Genomic DNA, 18,328 nt, shown 5'->3' with positions numbered 1-18,328 from the left:
GGCGGCTATCCTCTCCGCCATGGACAAGCGCTTCGAGATCGCCGCACGAATGCCGCGCCCCGGCCGTCGCCACTGACGCGGGGTTAGGCGCGCTGCTGCGCTCTTGTTCGGAAATGCGGACACCCCGCCGGTAACGGCCGGGGTGTTTTTTATTCCCCAACCGCATTCCGGAGCCAGTTCCATGACCGCACATCACCAGCGGGCCGCCCAAGGCGGCTGTCCCTTCTGCGCCATCGCCGCGGGCCGCGCCCCGGCCCCTATCGTCCACCAGAGCGATCGCCTGGTCGCCTTTCTCGATTCCGCCCCGATCCGCCCCGGGCACCTGCGGATCATCCCGCGCGGGCACTTTCCCCACTTCAATGCCCTGCCGCCGGACCTGGCGCGCGCGCTGCTGGACCTGGGCCAGCGCCTCGCCGAGGCCCAGCGCGCCGTCTTCAAGGTCGACCGGGTGGGTTTCCCCTTCCGGGCGGGGGAGGCCCCCCCCGCGCGCGGGCAGGGGGCGCCGCTGCTGGCGGCGGGCGATGTCCCCGCCCCCCGTCCGAAGGCGCTCGGGCAGGGCACGACGACCGGCGGCCCTTCGGGCGAGGCGCTGGCGGCGGCGGCCTTCCGCCTCAGCCGCAGCCTGGTGGCCGCTGAGGACAACGCCGGCCGGCTGGCCGCTGGGGGCATGGGTGCCATGCCCTGGCGGCCTTTGCCGGACAGCGGTGTTTTAGTAGGCTGACGGCCCCCTACGGAGACCGCCGCAGAGCCTATGACGCCCAACCCCACGACTGTCGAGACAAGCGAGAGCTTCCCCGAAATCCGCGAGGGGGTGCGCGCCCTCTGCGCCAACTACCCCGGCGCCTACTGGCGCGAGCTGGACGCCAGGCGGGCCTATCCCGCGGCCTTCGTGAAGGAGCTGACCGAGGCCGGCTACCTGGCCGCCCTCATTCCGGAGGACTACGGCGGCAGCGGCCTGCCGCTGGCCGCCGGCTGCGCCATCCTGGAGGAGATCCAGAAGTCCGGCTGCAACGGCGCCGCCTGCCACGCCCAGATGTACACCATGGGCACGGTGCTGCGGCACGGCAGCCAGGCGCAGAAGCAGCGCTACCTGCCCGGCATCGCCGAGGGCAGCCTGCGCCTGCAGGCCTTCGGCGTCACCGAGCCGACCAGCGGCACCGACACCTTGAGCCTCTCGACCTTCGCCAGGCGCGAGGGCGAGCGCTACATCGTCAACGGCCAGAAGGTCTGGACCAGCCGCGCCGAGCACAGCGACCTCATGCTGCTCCTGGCGCGCACCACGCCCAAGGAACAGGTGGTGAAGAAAGGCGAGGGGCTCTCGGTCTTCATCGTCGACCTGCGCGAGGCGGTGGGCAAGGGCGTCACCATCAAGCCGATCCGCGCGATGATGAACCACTCCACCACCGAGGTTTTCTTCGACAACCTGGAGGTCCCGGCGGAGAACCTCATCGGCGAGGAGGGCAAGGGCTTCCGCTACATCCTGGACGGCATGAATGCCGAGCGCATCCTCATCGCCTCCGAATGCATCGGCGATGCGCGCTGGTTCATCGACAAGGCCAGCAGCTATGCCAGCGAGCGCAAGGTCTTCGGCCGGCCCATCGGCCAGAACCAGGGCATCCAGTTCCCCATCGCCAGAGCCTATGCCCAGAGCGAGGCGGCGGCGCTGATGGTGGAGCGGGCGGCGGCGCTCTTCGACGCCGGCCAGCGCTGCGGCAAGGAGGCCAACATGGCCAAGATGCTGGCCTCGGAAGCCTCCTGGGCGGCGGCGGAAGCCTGCCTGCAGACCCACGGTGGCTTCGGCTTCGCCGAGGAGTACGACGTCGAGCGCAAGTACCGCGAGGCGCGGCTCTACCAGGTGGCCCCGATCTCCACCAACCTGATCCTCGCCTTCCTCGCCGAGCACGTGCTCGGCATGCCGCGCAGCTACTGAGGCGCTCGATGAAGTCGGTGCTCTTCGGTCCGTCCTACTCGGTCTACGTGCGAATCGCCAAGATTGTTCTGGCCGAGAAGGGTGTCGCCTACGATCAAGCCGAGTTTGATGTCTTCGACCGCAACGACTGGCCGGCGGACTGGCCGCAGCGCCATCCCTTTGGCAAGGTGCCTGCTTTCGAGCATGACGGTTTCCGCCTCTACGAGACCCGCGCTATCACGCGCTACATCGACGAGGCTTTCGACGGTCCCGCCCTGCAGCCAGCCAGCCCGCAGGGCCGCGCCCGCGTCGAACAGGTCATCTCGGTACTCGACGGTCACGGCTATCGACCGATGGTATGGGAGATTTACGTCGAGCGCGTGTCGCGCGGGAAAACCGGTGAAAGTGACGAAGCGGTGATTGCCGCCGCCTTGCCGAAGGCCGAGCTTTGCCTTGCCGCCCTTGCGGACGTCCTGGGGGAGGGGGATCACTTCGGCGGTGCAGGCTTTGGTCTCGCCGATGCTCATGCGGCGCCGATCTTCGACTATTTTGTCAAGGCGCCGGAAGGGCAGACCCTGCTGAAGGCGCAGCCGGCGCTGGCGGCCTGGTGGGCGCGCGTCGGAGGGCGTGCCTCCGTCTGCCGGGCCTGCGAGCGGGAGAATGCGTCATGACCAAGCCCCTTGAAGGCCTGCTGGTGGTCAGCCTGGAGCAGGCGGTGGCCGCGCCCTACTGCTCCTCGCGCCTGGCCGACGCCGGCGCAAGGGTCATCAAGCTGGAGCGCCCGGAAGGCGACTTCGCGCGCGGTTACGACCGCGTGGTGCACGGCGAGAGCGCCTATTTCGTGTGGCTGAACCGCGGCAAGGAATCCATCGCCGTCGACCTGAAGCAGCCGGATGACCTGGCGCTGGTCAGGCGCATGCTCAGCCAGGCCGACGTCTTCATCCAGAACCTGGCGCCCGGGGCGGCCGGGCGCCTCGGCCTCGGCCACGAGGCGCTGCGCCGGGAACATCCGCGGCTCATCACCTGTGACATCTCCGGCTACGGCGAGAGCGGCCCCTACGCCAAGATGAAGGCCTACGACCTGCTGGTGCAGGCGGAAAGCGGCCTGGCCGCCATCACCGGGCGCCCGGAGGGGCCGGGCCGCGTCGGTGTCTCGGTCTGCGACATCGCCTGCGGCATGTACGCCTATCAGGCGGTGCTGGAGGCCCTGCTGCTGCGCGGGCGCACGGGCGAGGGCTCGGCGCTGGCGACCTCCCTCTTCAGCGGCATGGCCGATTGGATGACCGTGCCGCTGCTGCACCAGGACTACGGGCCCGGCGCGCCGGGGCGCGTCGGCCTCAACCACCCTTCCATCGCGCCCTACGGCGTCTATGCCTGCAAAGGCGGGGAGGAGGTGGTCTTCTCGATCCAGAACGAGCGCGAGTGGAAGCGCCTGGTGGAAGAGGTGCTGCAGCGCCCGGAGATGCTCGCCGACCCGCGCTTCGCCGACAATTCGGCGCGGGTTGCCAACCGTCCGGCCCTCGACGCCGTCATCGACGAGGTCTTCGCGACCCTCGGCCGCGAGGAACTGACCGAACGCCTCTTCGCCGCCGCTGTCGCCTATGGCGCGGTGAACACGCCGGCGGACCTGAGCGCCCATCCGCAGCTGCGCCGCGTCACTGTGGCGACGCCGAGCGGTCCGGTCGAACTGGTGGCCCCGCCGGTCGAGATCCGCGGTCATGATTTCGACCTTGGCGCCGTGCCGGCGGTGGATGAACATGGGGCGTTTCTCAGGGAGGAGTTCGCGGCATGAGTGGGGAAGACTGGAGCCGCTGGGTCGGGCGCAGCGAGACCCTGCGCGACAGCATCGGGCCCGGGCGCGCCCAGGCCCTGCAGGCGACGCTGGACGACGTCGAGCCGCTGCTGCATCCCGGCGACGCCCTGCCGCCGCTGTGGCACTGGGCCTACTTCTGGTCGCTGGCGCCGACCGCCGGGCTTGGCCCCGACGGCCACGCCGCGCGCGGCGGCTTCCTGCCGCCCATCGAACTGCCGCGGCGCATGTGGGCCGGCAGCCGGGTCGAATTTCCCAGGCACCTGGAAGTCGGCGCCGCGGTGACGCGCCACTCCACCATCAAGTCGGTGACGGAAAAGCGCGGGCGCTCCGGTCGCCTCGCCTTCGTCACCGTCGAGCACGTGGTCGCGGACGAGGGCGGGCCCTGCATCGTCGAGGAGCACGACATCGTCTACCGCGAGGCGGGGGAAAAGGGCGCGTCCCCCTCAAGCTACAAGGGGGCCGCAGGCGAAGCGCCGCCGCCCGAGGGCGCCTGGCAGCAGGAGGTGACGCCCACGCCGGTATTGCTGTTCCGCTATTCGGCGCTGACCTTCAACGGCCACCGCATCCACTACGACCATCCCTACGCGACGCAGGAAGAGGGCTACCCCGGCCTCATCGTCCACGGGCCGCTGCTGGCCACCATGATGATCGGCCAGCTGCGCCGCGAGCGGCCCGAGGCCCGCGCCACCCGCTTCGTCTTTCGCGCCAAGCGGCCGATCTTCGACAACCGGCACTTCACGGTCTGCGGCGCGCCGGATGATGCCGCCAAACACGCCGGCCTCTGGGTGGTCGACCCCGATGGTTTCCTCGCCATGCAGGGCGAGGTGGACTGGGAGTAGCAGCCATGCCGAAGAAGATGACGCCGCGCCGCGTCGAGCAGTACCGGGAGCAGGGCGCAATCTACGAGCGGTTCAACCCCGAAGGCCGGCTCCATATCGTTTGTCCGCAGTGTGGCGGTCTGGTTCTGCTCTGTGATTCCCTCTCCCGCATGGAGCGCAAAGACGTCGCCCAGGTTGCGGCAAAGGACTCCGCGGCGGCTGTGGAGCGGCTAAAGACCATGCTGCCCTGCGGAGAGCGGCAGGCCAAAGCGATCGTCTTGCACCTGCGCCGCGAAGGCGCGGGCTGCCGCCACTGCGGCGCGGAGAATCCGCGCGGCGCGCTGCTCTGCGCACAATGCATGTCGGTGAACCTGGATTGGGATTTCTGACAATCAATCCCGTTCGCCGATGGCCTGGAGGGTCTCGAGGAATTCCTGCAGCATGTTTTGGGTCCCGCTGTCCACGGTCATCAGCATGTTGATGGTCTCGCCGTCCTCGGACAGCGGCAGGATAAGCCGCGCGTAGGAGCGCTGCTTCTTGTTGGTGATCATGACGATGACGTGGGCCAGGGGCGTGCGGGCTTCCGCGGCGGCGCGGTAGTGGGCGTGGATCAGCTTGCCGTAGATCGGCGGCTTCAGGTCGAGGGGCCTGAGGCCGGTGGCGTCGTAGCCGTGAACGTTGCGGATGCCGGTGCCGCTCAGGCGGTAGTGGAAGTCCGGGGCGCTGCCTTCGGTGGATTCGACGTCCACCAGCATGACGCGCGGCAGCAGGCGCGGGATGTCGACCGGATCGATGTCGGCGCGGGCGGGCGCGATGCGGTCGCCCTTCTTGCTCTTCCAGTAGTCCAGCGCCAGACAGAGGTCCGGATAGCGGGCCAGATCCTTCTCCAGGTCCAGCTTGGCGGCCTGGATGTCCTCCAGAAGCTCTTCCATTGCGACGGGCGGGCCTTTCTTTGGTCTGGCAATGATGCCACGTGGCCTGCCCGCTAGGAAGATGTGCCGTCAAATCTTGCCAGTGGAAAGGGGCGCGGCCCCTCCGGCTTCAGGAGTCGCTGTCCCGGCGGGCGGCTTCGCGGGCGGCCTGCAGGCGCGCGCGCCGCTCCCGGTTGGCGCGATGGCGCTCGGCGCGCCAGGCCTTGAAGACCTTGGCTCGGTAGCTGTTGCCGCGAATCGCCTCGCGCGAATGGTACTGGCCCACGGCGCGGGTCCAGGAACGGGCCTCCCGGCGCAGGTCCGCCAGGAACTCGGCGGCATAGGCCACGTTGACCGCCGGGTCGAAGGCGGCCTCCAGGCTCTCGAAGGCGTCGGGGTGGTAGTGGAGGTTCACCTGCATGCAGCCGACGTCGATGTTGCGCACCCCACGGGCCTGGAGGCGGCGCACTTCCTCGATGGCGGCGGCCTTGCTGGGCAGGAATCGCCCCTTGCCCTCGGCCATGACGGTCCAGGGCCAGGCAAGGTTTTCCGCCTGTCCGGCATGCCAGCGTCCCGATTCGGTGCGGGCGATGGCGGTTAACAGGTGCGGCGGAAGGTCGCGGGCGACCTCCGCCCGGGCGGTTTCCTGGCGGCAGAGATTCCAGAAAGGCTCTGCGTTCTCAAGGGGTTCAGCCGCATTTCCGGCAGTGGGAAAGGCGGCAACCCAAACCAGGAAGGCGAATTTCAGGAACAGTCGGGCCACCAGGGCGTCTCCATCATCGGCGAATCTGCCTGAACCAGGAGCAATCGCCGTGCCAGGCCGGCCCTTGGAGCCCAGATGATGCTCACTATCGGTTGCAGGACTTTCCGGCGCTCTATTGCAGCGCAATATCCCGGTCAGCTTTGTGACAGCTTTGTTAAAGCGCTGGCCGGAAATTTGTTGGTAAATCAATGAATTGAGTAAATAGCCATTGAATTAATGACTCGCCGGGAGCATATTGTGCACTGCGGTACGGACACGGCTTTGGCCGGGGCCTGCCGCAGTTCCATAGGGCATTTCCTCCCTAAACTTGGGCCGCGCTTGTCGCGGCCCTTTTTTTGTCGGCCGAAGCACAGCTTCGGCCACCCGACAGAGGTTCGCCTCAGCGAACGGCGAGAGGGCGGAAGGGCGGATTTGTCTGTGGTCAGTCCGGCGGGGTCTCGTCGCCGGGGCCGAGGGGGAGCTGCATGAAGACGGAATCGAGCCAGCGGCCGTGCTTGAAGCCGACCGCTTTCAGGACGCCGGCGTCGCTGAAGCCGTGGCGGGCGTGCAGGCGGACCGAGCCTTCGTTGGCGCTGTCGCCGATCACCGCGATCATCTGGCGGTAACCGAGCTCCGTGCAGCGGGTGATCAGCGCGCTCAGCAGGGCCGAGCCGATGCCCTTGCCGCCCTCGCCGGGCAGCACATAGACCGAGTCCTCCAGCGCCCAGCGGTAGGCCGGGCGCGCGCGGTAGGGGCCGGCGTAGGCGAAGCCCAGGATGGCGCCGCTGCCGGGCTGGTCCTCGGCCACCAGGTAGGGCAGGCCGTGCGCCAGGATGTCGGCGCGCCGGCGCAGCATCTCCGCCTGGTCCGGCGGCTCCAGCTCGAAGGAGGCGACGCCGTGCAGCACGTGATGGGCGTAGATCGCCTGGATGGCGGGGATGTCGATTTCCTCGGCCTGGCGCACGGTCAGGCCCAGTCCCACGCTGGCGGCGTCACTCATTGCTTGCGGATACCCAGGTCTGTCGCGGTGAGGGCGCCCAGCGCCGCGACCACGTCGCGCATGTCGCCGGCCAGGGTCTTCAGCGCCGGGCGGCGTTCGATGCGCGACTCGTCCATGTAGATGTGGCGGTTGATCTCGATCTGCAGGCAGTGCACGCGGGCCTGCGGCTTGCCGTAGTGGCGTGTCACGAAGCCGCCGGCGTAGGGGGTGTTGCGCACCACCACGTAGTCCTTGTCGGCCAGCACCCGCTCCACGGTCTGGATGACGCTCGGCGCGCAGGTGGTGCCGTGGCAGTCGCCCAGCACGAAGGCGGTGCGCTTGCCCCCGCGCCCGCGGCCGCCCAGGCCGCTGGGCCGGCTGTTGGAGGGCATGGAATGGCAGTCCACCAGGATGCAATAGCCGAAGCGCTCCTTGGTGGTCTCCACCAGGCTGCGCAGGGCTTCGTGGTAGGGCCAGTAGTAGGCGCGGATGCGCTCCAGGCCCTCTTCCAGGCTCAGCTTCTTGCGATAGATGTTGGCGCCGCTGGCGACCACCCGGGCGATGGTGCCCAGCCCCGCGGCGACCCGCGGCGAGGAGGTGTTGGCGTAGGGCGGCAGGCGGTCCTTGAAGACAGCCGGGTCAAGCTCGTAGGGCTCGCGGTTGGGATCGACGAAGGCGCGCGGGAAGAGGGCGTGCAGCAGCGGCGCGCCCAGCTCTGGGGCGCAGCCGAAGATCTCGTGGACGAAGCAGTCCTCGGAGCGCCTCAGGCTCATCGGGTCCAGGCAGGAGGAGGCGAGGAATTCCTGCGGGTAGTCGCTGCCGCTATGGGGCGACGCGAAGACCAGGGGCAGTGTCTGCTGCTCCGGCTGGAGGATTTCGTGAGGCTTCGGGGCCTGGGCGCTCGGCGCGATCGCGTCCATATCTCTTCGAGCTAGTTTCCGATCCAGTTTTAGGACAAAGGGGCGGGGCTGTCATGCCTGATTCCGCAGTACTTTTCGACGCCCGGCAGGGAGGGCCCGCGCGCCGCCGGAGGGCGGCATCGCCTTATTAAGGTCTACTTGGGGCTTTGCCGCTAGTCTATACTGGACGGGCTTGCGGGACGAATCGCACCCGGCCGGCGGACCGCTCTGCGGACCGGCGCTATGGCTTTTGGGGTCAAGCGCTTAGCGGCCGGATGACGGGGGACGCGGGCCAAGCGGCCGAGCGGCCACCTCCCTCGCGCAGGGGCGTGGGAGCCAAAAAAAAGAGCGAATACAGGGGTTATGGCGCAGATCCTCCTTGCCGAAGACGATGCCTCCATGCGGGAGTTCCTGGGAAAGGCGTTGCGCAACGCCGGCCACCATGTGGTGGCGGTGGGCGACGGGCTGGATGCGATGGAGGCCCTGGACGGCTTCCGGGCCGACCTGCTGCTGGCCGACGTGGTGATGCCCGGATTGGACGGGATCGAGCTGGCCCGGCGCGCGGCCAAGCTGCAGCCGGGGCTGAAGGTCATGTTCATCACCGGCTTCGCCGCGGTGGCGCTGAAGAACCGCGATCAGACCCCCCAGGGCGCAAGGATTCTCTCCAAGCCCTTCCACCTGCGCCACCTGGTGGAAGAGGTGGATTCCATCCTCTCGGCCTGAGGCCTGTCACCGGGAAAGGGCGGGCGCATTTTCCTGCTGCGCTTAGTCTTGAAAAAGCCGGGGGATAGTGGTACTTCGCCTGCCTCCGGCGGTTCCGCCGGCAGGCCCCGGCCCGGGGCGCCCTGTCCCGGCCCCGGTTTCAAGGCTTTAGGGCGTATAGCTCAGCGGGAGAGCGCCTCGTTGACATCGAGGAGGTCCCTGGTTCAATCCCAGGTACGCCCACCATTCCTTTCAATGGCTTAGCGTAATTTTTGGCGCCGGAGGATTTTGCCTTTCGGGTGCAGTTCGGGTGCAAGTTAGCATCCCAACTGGTGCGGGCTAAACTACCGGTTGAATCAGGTTTCTGGCGCCGGAGGCTTATATGGGGAGTGCGGAGTACCTGGGAGAGAAGTGCGTCCGCGCGCAGAAGTCTCCAGCACGTCTCTGAGTGCCCCAACGTTACGGGCTACTTCGAACTCGCGCCGACAATAGAGCGCTAAACGGCGTTAATCTCTGTTTACCATAACGGCGTATGAGCTGGAGAGCCGGCCATCGCTCAGCGCCGCCGCGGTACCGAGGTTCAGCGCCAATCTGTCGGCGCCTCGAGCACCGGGCGGCCGCCGCGGGCGATTTTCACTACTGCACGGGTCAGGCCGGCCAGGGCGCGGCGAAAGCCGCGGTGCGTGCCGAAGACCGCGGTCGCGGAAATTTCGACGCGGGTACCTCGGCCCTTCGGGCGGGCGAAGACCAAACCCAACTCGCATCCGCAGGCCCGCGCATAGGTTTCCAGTGTCGCCAGGTCGGGCATGTAGAGCCGTTCGCCTTCGCGCGGGAAGGACTCGAGCCGTGAGACGAAGGCGGGGTGCCAGCCCGCGCGTTCGGCGAGCTCCTTTTGCGAGAGGTTGGCCTGGGCGCGCAGGCGCAAAAGCGCCGTGACGATGCAGCGCTTTGGCTCCAGGGTACTCCAAGCCTTCCGGAATTCGGGATCACTCAGCTCCTCTTCGAGGAGCGCCTCGAAAGAAGGCGCCTCTGGACGCGTGGAGGAGCGCGAAGTTGGGGGCTTCTTGCGGCTGGTCCGTGCCACGAGTTGTGCTCACTCTCGGTACAATCGCATATGTACTCAATATGCAAACAAATTAACTCAGAAGTCAATTCAGCCAACCAAAGCTGGCTGCCCTTCACGACAGTGCGCGTGGCTTCTAAGGTTTCGGTAGATGCGATGCCGACTTTGTCTCAATACTTCGAGCATACCGTTTTGAACTTCGGAAATGCAGCAGACTGCGGACCTTTGGGTGAAGGCCAGCAGAAGTCAGTTTGTGACCCAAACCTGACTAAGCAGCGGCTTGCAGGCACAACGACCGTCAACCGTTTCGGAAAGCGTAGGAATAGCCGTTGATCGCCGGCACACCGCTTCTTCGTCATGAAACAACAAGTCATCGACAACGCGCCGCTGGACTTCTGAGCGGGAGCGTCGCCAAGCTCAGCGCAGGTTGGGTGTGATCGCGTTGGCCGTGTCCAGCAGCAAGGGAACGATCTCGCGCTCCACCTTCTTCGGTGTCCAATGGTAGGCCGAGACGGAGCACTGCACCGTGGCGACGGGCCGGCCGTCGGCGCCGATCACCGGGGCGGCGACCCCGATCTCGTTGATCATGAACTCACCCTGTGCGATGGCGAAGCCCTTCTCAGCCGCTTCGTCGATGATCCGCGCGATAGCCGCCCGGTCGAGTATGGTCTGGGCGGTGGCCTTGCGGATCGGCCAGTTCTTGATGCAGATCTTGCGTTCGGCGGGGGGCAGAGCGGCCAGCATGGCGCGGCCCGAGGAGGTGCTGAGAGCCGGCAGCCGTCGGCCGACCAGGGTCGCGCCAAAGCCCGTGCGCTGACAGGGAATGCGGATCACGTAGACGATGTCGGAGCCCGAGAACTCCGCCATGTTCACGGTCTCGCCCAGGCGGCCCGACAGCTCGATGAGCTTGGGCATGGCCAGCTGCACTACCGGGTCCGACCAGGAATAGGCATAGGCCATCTCCAGGAACTTGTGCGACGGGCGGAAGCGCTTCGTCGCCTCGTCCTTCAGGAGGTAGCCCGTCATATGCAGGGTGTTGGTCAGGCGCTGCGTCGCGCTCTTGTCCATGCCCATCAGCCGGCTGAGGTCGGCGAGGCTCAAGGCCTGGTGCTCCTCGTCGAACGCTTCCAGGACCCGCAACCCCTTTGCCAGCGAACCAACAAACAGCGTGTTCTGTTTCGCTCCGGACTTCGCCGCCGAACGCTTTGCTTTTCCTGTGGTCTTTTCTTTTTTCACCGACACCTCTTGACGCCGCAACGTCCAGTAATGTGATATACCATACTTAGATTTGCAATATTATAATATAATACGCTACCGAAGGCGCGGGGAACAGCGCTTAATGGCGGCGGAGAACCACACAGGAGGCCACATGAAATCCTTTATGCTGAAATGCGGTGTCGCGGCGATAGCGCTGGGGCTCAGCACAGCGGCCCAGGCCGGCAAATCCGAGGATACGCTGAGTGTCGCTTTCACCAAGGAACTGGAGAACGTCGACAGCTACTTCAACTCAGCGCGCGAAGGCGTTGTCCTGCAGCGTGCCATCTGGGACGGCCTAGTCTATCGCGACCCGGCGACCAACGAGTACAAGGGCAACCTGGCGATGTCCTGGAAGTGGATCGACGACCTGACGCTGGAGTTCAAGCTGCGCGAGGGTGTGAAGTTCCACAACGGCGAGCCCTTCGATGCCGACGATGTCGTCTACACGGTGAACTTCGTCGCCGACGAGGCCAACGGCGTGAAGACGCAGCGCAACGTGAACTGGATGAAGTCGGCCGAGAAGGTCGATTCCTACACCGTCCGCATTCACCTGAAGGCGCCCTTCCCGGCGGCGATCGAGTTCCTTTCCGGCCCGGTTTCCATCTACCCCAACGAGTACTATGCCGAAGCGGGCCCCAGCGGCATGGGGCTGAAGCCCGTCGGCACCGGCCCCTACAAGGTGAGCCTGGTGGAGCCGGGCAAGCACTTCGTGCTGGAGAAATACGAAGGCTACCACGACAGCCCCAAGGGCCAGCCGTCGATCGGCAAGGTCGACATCCGCACCATCCCCGACGTCAACACCCAGATGGCCGAGCTCTTCGGCAGCACGCTGGATCTCATTTGGCAGGTGCCGGCGGACCAGGCCGAGAAGTTGGCGACCATGGACCAGTTCACGGTCGCCAACGAAAGCACCATGCGCATCGGCTTTCTGACGCTGGACGCGGCCGGCCGCACGGGCGAGAAGAACCCCTTCACCGACATTCGTGTGCGCCGCGCGGTGGCACATGCCATCAACCGCGAAGCCCTGGTGGAGGCGCTGCTGAAGGGCAAGTCGAAGGTCGTCAGCACTGCCTGCTTCCCCAGCCAATTCGGCTGCTTCCAGGACGTGCCGAGCTACGGCTACGACCCGGAGAAGGCCAAAGCCCTGCTGGCCGAGGCCGGCTATCCCGATGGCTTCGAGACGGAGTTCTACGCCTATCGCAACCGCGACTACGCGGAGGCCATTGCCAGCTTCCTGAACGCCATCGGCATCAAGACCAACTTCCACATGCTGCAGTACTCGGCCCTGCGTGAGCTGCGCATGAAAAGCGGCGTGCCGGTGTCCTTCCAGACCTGGGGGTCCTACTCGATCAACGACACCTCGGCGATCACCAGTCAGTTCTTCAAGTTCGGCAAGCTGGACGACGCCCGAGACCCGGACGTCCGGGACTGGCTGGACGTGGCCGACAGCGCCACCGATCCGGAAAAGCGCAAGGAGTTCTATGCCAAGGCGCTGACCAAGATTGCCGATCAGGCCTACTGGGTGCCGATGTTCTCCTACAACACGAACTACGTCTTCACCAACGAGGTGTCCTACACGCCGACGCCGGACGAGGTGCTGCGGTTCGTCGAGATTTCCTGGAAGTGATCTGAGGACGTGACCGGCCGGGCGCAAAGCGCCCGTCCGGCGGCTCGCTTCCGGATCCCTCTTATCTGACACTGCGGGGGATAGCATCGTGCTGGTCTTCATCCTCAAGCGGCTCGGCCTTGCCGCCCTGGTTGCCGTCACCGTCTCGGCGATCAGCTTCAGCCTCCTGTTCCTGGCGGGCGACCCGGCGACGGCGCTGGCGGGCGAGCAGGCGACCGACGTGGATATCGAGGCGATCCGCAGGCTCTACGGCTTCGATCGCCCCGTTCTGGTGCAGTACTGGGACTGGCTCGCCAAAGCGCTGCAGGGCGACTTCGGCGAGAGCTACTACTTCAAGCTGCCGGTGGCCGATCTGGTCTTGCAGCGTCTCTCCATCACCATGACGCTCGGCGTCTGCGGTATTTCTTTCGCGCTCCTGACCGCCGTGCCGTTGGGCGTGATCGCCGCGATCCGGCCGAATTCCCTGATCGACCGCCTGGCGCTGCTGCTCTCGGTCATGGGCCAGGCCATGCCAAGCTTCTGGTTCGGTCTGATGCTGATCGTCATCTTTTCCATCCAGCTGGGCTGGTTGCCGCCTTCAGGCACCAAGACCTGGGTCCACTTCATCATGCCCACCGTCGTGCTGGGTTACTACGCCATGCCGGCGATCATGCGCCTGACCCGCGCCGGCATGCTGGAGGTGCTGGCCTCCGACTATATCCGCACGGCCCGGGCGAAAGGCGCGGGGGAGGGGCGCGTTCTTTTCAAGCACGCCCTGCGCAACGCCATCATCCCTGTTGTCTCCCTGGCCGCCGTGCAGATGGGCTTCATGCTGGGCGGTTCCATCGTGGTGGAGTCGATCTTCGCGCTGCACGGCGCCGGCTACCTGGCCTGGGAATCCATCGGGCGAAACGACCTGCCCACGGTGCAGGCGCTCATCCTGATCTTCTCCATGTTCTACATCGTCTTCACCTTCCTCTCAGACGTCGTGAATGCCTGGCTCGACCCGCGCATGAGGGCCGGCTGACATGGCCCGCACCGCCGATGCCCTACTGGAAGAGATCCACGGCCCGAGCCCCGCGCAACTGCTGCGGCGGCGCGTTTTCGGCCACCAGGGGCTGCTGATCGGCGGCGGCGTCCTGGCCGTGCTTTTCGTCGTGGCAGTGCTGGCGCCCTATCTCGCCCCGCACGATCCCTATGCCCAGGACCTGCTGGCGCGCATGCGTCCGCCGGTTTTTCTGGGCGGCGACTGGGACCACCCGCTGGGCACCGACCACCTGGGCCGCGACTACCTGTCGCGCCTCATCTACGGTGCGCAGGTCTCACTGCTCATCGGCAGCGTCGCGGCCGTGATCTCCGGCCTTATCGGCACCGCCATGGGGGTGGCCGCCGGTTACTTCGGCGGGCGGGTCGACATGGCGGTGACCTTCCTGGTCAACGTCCGCCTGGCCATGCCCGTGGTGCTGGTGGCCCTGGCGGTGGTGGCCCTCTTCGGCGGCTCGCTGCAGGTCGTTATCCTGGTGCTCGGTCTGCTGCTGTGGGACCGCTTCGCGGTGGTGATGCGCGCGTCGACCCGCCAGGTCCGCTCGCGCGAATACGTGACCGCGGCCCGGGCGATCGGCTGCTCCACGGCGCGGGTCGTGCTCAGTGAGATTATGCCCAACATCGTCAACAATCTGATCGTCGTGGCGACCTTGGAAATGGCGCACGCGATCCTGCTGGAGGCGGCGCTGTCGTTCCTCGGCCTCGGCGTTCAGCCGCCGACCCCCTCCTGGGGTCTCATGATCGCTGAGGGCAAGCAGATGATGCTCTTCGAACCCTGGCTGGTGACCATTCCCGGCGTCGCCCTCTTCGCCCTGGTCTTGGCCATCAATCTGCTGGGGGACGGCCTGCGCGACGTCACCGCGCCGGAGAACCGCAACTGATGGAGACGGCGGTAAACGATCCGATTCTCAAGGTGCGCAATCTGCGTCTGACAATTCCGCTGGGCGCCGGGTCGCTAAACGCGGTGCGCGGGATCGATTTCGACCTGCAGCGCGGCGAGACGCTGTGCATCGTCGGTGAAAGCGGCTCGGGAAAGTCGCTTACCGCGCTCTCGATCATCGACCTGCTGGGCCGCGGCATTGAGCGCCGGGCCGACCGTCTGGAATTCGACGGCATCGACCTGCTTAAGGCCGGGCGGAGCCAGATGCGCAGCCTGCGCGGCGACCGCATGGCGATGATCTTCCAGGAGCCGATGACCTCCCTCAACCCGGCCTATACCATCGGCGACCAGTTGGTCGAGGCCTTCCGCCTACACCGCAAGGCCGACAGGGCGGCGGCGCGCGCGCGCGCCGTGGAGCTGCTGGAGAAGGTGGGGATCACCGCGGCGGCAAGCCGCCTCGGCCAATACCCGCATCAACTCTCCGGCGGTCTGCGCCAGCGCGTGATGATCGCCATGGCCCTGATGTGCGAACCCGAGCTCATCATCGCCGACGAGCCGACGACGGCCCTCGACGTCACCATCCAGGCGCAGATCCTGCACCTGCTGGCCGAGCTGACCCGCGAGATGGGAGTCGCCATGATCCTCATCACCCACGACCTCGGCGTCGTTGCCCGCGTTGCCGACAAGGTGGCGGTGATGTACGCGGGCGAACTGGTGGAGACCGGCACGGCCAAGAAGGTCTTCGAAGCGCCGGTCCATCCCTACACCCGCGGGCTGCTGGGCTGCATTCCCGTGCCAGGACGCACCCAGCGCGGCGCGCCGCTGGGCGCCATTCCAGGCATCGTGCCCTCCCTGATCAGCGAGGTTTCGGGCTGCGCCTTCCGCAGCCGCTGCGCCGAGGCGACCGAGGCCTGCGGGGCGTTCATCCCGCACCGCGTCGCCAGCGAGGGCAGCCACAGTTTTCGCTGTGTGCACGAGAGCGGCCGAAAGGCCGGGGCGGAGGCCGGGACATGACGGCGCCGCTTCCCACCCAGCCGGTGCTCGAGCTTGACGGCGTCTCGAAGGTCTACAGCGTGAAGCAGGGACTCTTCGGCCGGCGCAAACCCCTGAGGGCCATGGATGAGGTTTCCCTCTCGCTGGGGCGCGGCGAGGTTTTGGGGCTGGTTGGGGAGAGCGGCTGCGGCAAGTCGACCCTGGCCAAGATCCTGCTCGGCCTGGAGGCGCCGACGGCGGGCCAGGTCCGCGTCGACGGAGAGCCGCTGGACGGGCAGAACCGGCGGCTGCTCGCGCGCCGCATTCAGCCGATCTTCCAGGACCCCTACTCCTCGCTCAACCCGCGCAAGTCGATCAAGGACATCATCTCGCTGCCGCTGCGCGTCCACAAGATCGGCGACGCCGCTTCCCAGGAGAATGCGGTGCGCGAGATTCTCGACGTCGTAGGCCTGCCGGTGCGGGTCATGAACTCCTATCCCAACCAGATGTCCGGCGGCCAGCGCCAGCGGGTCGCCATTGCCAGGGCCCTGATCATGAAGCCGGAGGTGGTGATCTGTGACGAACCCACCTCGGCGCTCGATGTCTCGGTGCAGTCGCAGATACTCAATCTCTTGGGCGAGCTGCGGCGCGAGTTTGGGCTGACCTACCTCTTCATCAGCCACAACCTGGCCGTGGTGGAGCACCTGGCGACCCGCGTCGCCGTGATGTACTTCGGCCGCATTGTCGAGGAGGCTGCGGTAGGCGACCTCTTCGACCGGCCGCGCCATCCCTACACCCAGGCGCTGCTGGCTTCGGTCCTCACGCCCGAGCCCGGCCTCGGCGTGCCGGACACGCAGCTGGGCGCAGCCTATCCCAATCCGATCGATCCACCTCCCGGCTGCCACTTCCACCAGCGCTGCGCCCAGGCGATGGAGGTCTGTTCCCGCCTGGCGCCGCCGTCCTGCCTGGACGGGGACCGACGGATCGAATGCCATCTGGTATCGCCCCCCGAAGGCGGCGGCGATGCCGCAACTGAACTGGAAAGAAGGTGATCATGGCCATCGCAGGTGAAGCATCCAAGGGCAGGACGACAAGCGAAAGCCCGACCAGAGACGGCGCGATTGCCCGGGCCGCGGGCTACTTCGACGAAGGCTCCTTCAAGGACGACCTCGCCGAGCTTGTCGCTTTCGAGACCGAGAGCCAGAACCCGGAGCGCCGGGGCGAGTTGTCGCGTTATCTCGAGGAAGCGATCCGTCCCCGCCTGACCGCGCTGGGCTTCGACTGCGAGATATTCAACAACCCCGATCCGCGCGGCGGGCCGCTGCTGGTCGGCGAGAGGATCGAGGATCCCGCCCTGGAAACCATCCTCACCTACGGCCACGGCGACGTGATCCTGGGCCAGACCGAGCAGTGGCGCGAAGGCCTGCACCCCTACAAGCTGGTCGAAGAGGAAGGCCGCCTCTACGGCCGCGGCACCGCCGACAACAAGGCCCAGCACCTCATCAATCTCTCGGCGCTGGCCGCCGTGCTGGCCGAGCGGCAGCGGTTGGGCTTCAACCTGAAGGTCGTCATCGAGACGTCCGAGGAGACCGGATCGGCCGGCCTGGCGGAGTTCTTTCAACAGCAGAAGGCGCGCCTGGCGGCTGACGTGCTTATCGCCTCCGACGGTCCGCGGCTTCAGCCCGAGACGCCGACCATGTTCATGGGCTCGCGCGGCGGCATCAACTTCGACCTGGTTGTAGATTTCCGGGAAGGGGCGCACCACTCGGGCAACTGGGGCGGCCTGCTGGCTGAGCCGGGGACGGTCCTGGCCAATGCCATTGCCGCGATCGTCGACCAGCGCGGCCAGATTCAGGTTCCCGAGTGGCGCCCGACGAGCCTGAGCCCAGCGATCCGCGCGGCCCTGGAGAACCTGCCCGTGGTCGGCGACAGCGGACCGGCGGTGGACGAGGACTGGGGCGAGAGGGACCTGTCGCCGGCCGAGAGGGTGTACGGTTGGAACTCCTTTGCGGTGCTGGCAATGAAGAGCGGCATTCCTGAGGCGCCTGTCAACGCCATCTCAGGCTGGGCCAAGGCGCACTGCCAGCTGCGATACGTGGTCGGCACCGACCCCGACGACATCATTCCCGCCCTGCGCCGCCATCTCGACTCCTGCCGCCTGCAGGCGGTCAAGATCGTCCCCGCCGACCGAGGTTTCTTCCGGGCCACGCGCCTCGACCCGGGCAGTCCCTGGGTCACCTTCGTGGCCGCTTCCCTGGAGAAGACGGCCGGCAAGGCGCCGCACATCCTGCCCAACCTCGCCGGCTCCCTGCCCAACGACACCTTCAGCGAAATCCTCGGTCTGCCGACCGTCTGGGTGCCGCACTCCTATCGCGGCTGCTCCCAGCACGCCCCCAACGAGCACGTCATCAAGGCGACCTGCCGAGATGCGCTGAAAGTGATGGCCGGTCTGTTCTGGGATATCGGCACCCGATCGGCAGGCGCGGGTTAACAGGGCCGACAAGGGAGGCTCGGAGATCAATAAGGCGGTTTCCGAATACCCTTCCTCTGTCCGCTCCTGGCACATTGCGGACGATTAGAACGGCTCGGACTGGTGTCTGCTTTTGACCCGAGGCAAACCTTATACGGGTGACTGTTCCGTCCAAGAGATCGGCCATGAGGCTCACGTGTTTTGTGGGTCTTAATAAAATGTGAACCGAAGGCCGTCAGATGCATCCGGCGGTTAATCACTTT

The 18,328-nt window shown here is 66.6% G+C and carries 19 protein-coding genes and 1 tRNA gene; 14 read left to right on the top strand and 6 right to left on the bottom strand.

The features are described 5' to 3' along the window. Nucleotides 1–181 precede the first annotated feature (181 nt). The 6 genes from H7X47_RS19400 to H7X47_RS19375 are packed head-to-tail and all read left to right on the top strand — an operon-like array spanning nucleotide 182 to nucleotide 4,929. Nucleotides 182–721: an HIT family protein gene (locus H7X47_RS19400; RefSeq protein ID WP_193370380.1), complete on the top strand. Its 540-nt coding sequence runs from the start codon at nucleotides 182–184 to the stop codon at nucleotides 719–721. A gap of 30 nt (nucleotides 722–751) precedes the next feature. Beyond that, entirely contained in the window at nucleotides 752–1,930 is a 1,179-nt protein-coding gene (locus tag H7X47_RS19395; protein WP_193370379.1) for an acyl-CoA dehydrogenase family protein, read from the top strand. An 8-nt stretch (nucleotides 1,931–1,938) separates the two neighbouring features. Then, complete coding sequence (locus H7X47_RS19390; protein ID WP_193370378.1) at nucleotides 1,939–2,580, top strand: glutathione S-transferase family protein; 642 nt, start codon at nucleotides 1,939–1,941, stop codon at nucleotides 2,578–2,580. Then, complete coding sequence (locus H7X47_RS19385; RefSeq protein ID WP_193370377.1) at nucleotides 2,577–3,701, top strand: CaiB/BaiF CoA transferase family protein; 1,125 nt, start codon at nucleotides 2,577–2,579, stop codon at nucleotides 3,699–3,701. Before H7X47_RS19390 ends, H7X47_RS19385 begins: the two co-directional genes overlap by 4 nt. After that, nucleotides 3,698–4,561, top strand: a complete 864-nt coding sequence (locus tag H7X47_RS19380) for an HTD2 family dehydratase (RefSeq protein WP_193370376.1) — start codon at nucleotides 3,698–3,700, stop codon at nucleotides 4,559–4,561. Before H7X47_RS19385 ends, H7X47_RS19380 begins: the two co-directional genes overlap by 4 nt. A gap of 5 nt (nucleotides 4,562–4,566) precedes the next feature. Beyond that, nucleotides 4,567–4,929 (top strand): hypothetical protein, encoded by a 363-nt coding sequence (locus H7X47_RS19375; protein ID WP_193370375.1) that lies wholly within the window; start codon nucleotides 4,567–4,569, stop codon nucleotides 4,927–4,929. 3 nt (nucleotides 4,930–4,932) lie between these two features. Here the strand turns inward: H7X47_RS19375 and H7X47_RS19370 are convergent, their stop codons facing one another. The 4 genes from H7X47_RS19370 to H7X47_RS19355 form a co-directional block, all read right to left on the bottom strand. Then, on the bottom strand, nucleotides 4,933–5,472 hold the full coding sequence (locus tag H7X47_RS19370; protein WP_193370374.1) for a PAS domain-containing protein: 540 nt from the start codon (nucleotides 5,470–5,472) through the stop codon (nucleotides 4,933–4,935). 109 nt (nucleotides 5,473–5,581) lie between these two features. Then, entirely contained in the window at nucleotides 5,582–6,214 is a 633-nt protein-coding gene (locus H7X47_RS19365; RefSeq protein ID WP_193370373.1) for a transglycosylase SLT domain-containing protein, read from the bottom strand. A 421-nt stretch (nucleotides 6,215–6,635) separates the two neighbouring features. Then, a complete protein-coding gene (locus H7X47_RS19360) occupies nucleotides 6,636–7,193 on the bottom strand; it encodes a GNAT family N-acetyltransferase (protein ID WP_193370372.1) in 558 nt (185 codons plus the stop codon). Then, nucleotides 7,190–8,092, bottom strand: a complete 903-nt coding sequence (locus H7X47_RS19355; protein ID WP_193370371.1) for an N-formylglutamate amidohydrolase — start codon at nucleotides 8,090–8,092, stop codon at nucleotides 7,190–7,192. The genes H7X47_RS19360 and H7X47_RS19355 overlap by 4 nt, the downstream gene beginning before the upstream one ends. 342 nt (nucleotides 8,093–8,434) lie before the next feature. Between H7X47_RS19355 and H7X47_RS19350 the strand changes: the two genes are divergently transcribed. Next, complete coding sequence (locus tag H7X47_RS19350; RefSeq protein WP_193370370.1) at nucleotides 8,435–8,794, top strand: response regulator; 360 nt, start codon at nucleotides 8,435–8,437, stop codon at nucleotides 8,792–8,794. Between the two features lie 150 nt (nucleotides 8,795–8,944). Next, nucleotides 8,945–9,019: transfer RNA gene (locus H7X47_RS19345), tRNA-Val, on the top strand. A 334-nt stretch (nucleotides 9,020–9,353) separates the two neighbouring features. Here H7X47_RS19345 and H7X47_RS19340 read toward each other — a convergent pair. Beyond that, on the bottom strand, nucleotides 9,354–9,857 hold the full coding sequence (locus H7X47_RS19340) for a helix-turn-helix domain-containing protein (RefSeq protein WP_193370369.1): 504 nt from the start codon (nucleotides 9,855–9,857) through the stop codon (nucleotides 9,354–9,356). Nucleotides 9,858–10,253: 396 nt separating this feature from the next. Further along, nucleotides 10,254–11,072: an IclR family transcriptional regulator gene (locus H7X47_RS19335; protein WP_193370368.1), complete on the bottom strand. Its 819-nt coding sequence runs from the start codon at nucleotides 11,070–11,072 to the stop codon at nucleotides 10,254–10,256. A 133-nt stretch (nucleotides 11,073–11,205) separates the two neighbouring features. On the opposite strand from H7X47_RS19335, the gene H7X47_RS19330 reads away from it, so the two are divergent. The 6 genes from H7X47_RS19330 (at nucleotide 11,206) to H7X47_RS19305 (ending at nucleotide 18,086) form a co-directional block, all read left to right on the top strand. Beyond that, the gene (locus tag H7X47_RS19330) at nucleotides 11,206–12,720 is read left to right on the top strand and encodes an ABC transporter substrate-binding protein (protein ID WP_193370367.1); all 1,515 of its coding nucleotides are present in this window, start codon (nucleotides 11,206–11,208) and stop codon (nucleotides 12,718–12,720) included. An 88-nt stretch (nucleotides 12,721–12,808) separates the two neighbouring features. Then, a complete protein-coding gene (locus H7X47_RS19325; RefSeq protein WP_193370366.1) occupies nucleotides 12,809–13,726 on the top strand; it encodes an ABC transporter permease in 918 nt (305 codons plus the stop codon). Nucleotide 13,727: 1 nt separating this feature from the next. Further along, the gene (locus H7X47_RS19320) at nucleotides 13,728–14,624 is read left to right on the top strand and encodes an ABC transporter permease (RefSeq protein WP_193370365.1); all 897 of its coding nucleotides are present in this window, start codon (nucleotides 13,728–13,730) and stop codon (nucleotides 14,622–14,624) included. Further along, nucleotides 14,624–15,637 carry an ABC transporter ATP-binding protein gene (locus H7X47_RS19315; protein WP_193370364.1) on the top strand — a complete coding sequence of 338 codons (1,014 nt, stop codon included), beginning with the start codon at nucleotides 14,624–14,626 and terminating at the stop codon, nucleotides 15,635–15,637. The genes H7X47_RS19320 and H7X47_RS19315 overlap by 1 nt, the downstream gene beginning before the upstream one ends. Beyond that, nucleotides 15,634–16,647: an ABC transporter ATP-binding protein gene (locus H7X47_RS19310; RefSeq protein ID WP_193370363.1), complete on the top strand. Its 1,014-nt coding sequence runs from the start codon at nucleotides 15,634–15,636 to the stop codon at nucleotides 16,645–16,647. The genes H7X47_RS19315 and H7X47_RS19310 overlap by 4 nt, the downstream gene beginning before the upstream one ends. Nucleotides 16,648–16,649: 2 nt before the next feature. Next, nucleotides 16,650–18,086, top strand: coding sequence for a M20 family metallopeptidase (locus H7X47_RS19305; RefSeq protein WP_193370362.1), 1,437 nt, complete (start codon nucleotides 16,650–16,652; stop codon nucleotides 18,084–18,086). Nucleotides 18,087–18,328 lie beyond the last annotated feature (242 nt).

It is taken from the genome of Pelagibius marinus, assembly GCF_014925385.1.
Taxonomy (GTDB): Bacteria; Pseudomonadota; Alphaproteobacteria; order Kiloniellales; family Kiloniellaceae; genus Pelagibius; species Pelagibius marinus.
The sequence above is the reverse complement of the archived record's forward strand: the minus strand, read 5'-3'. Positions and strand labels throughout refer to the sequence as shown.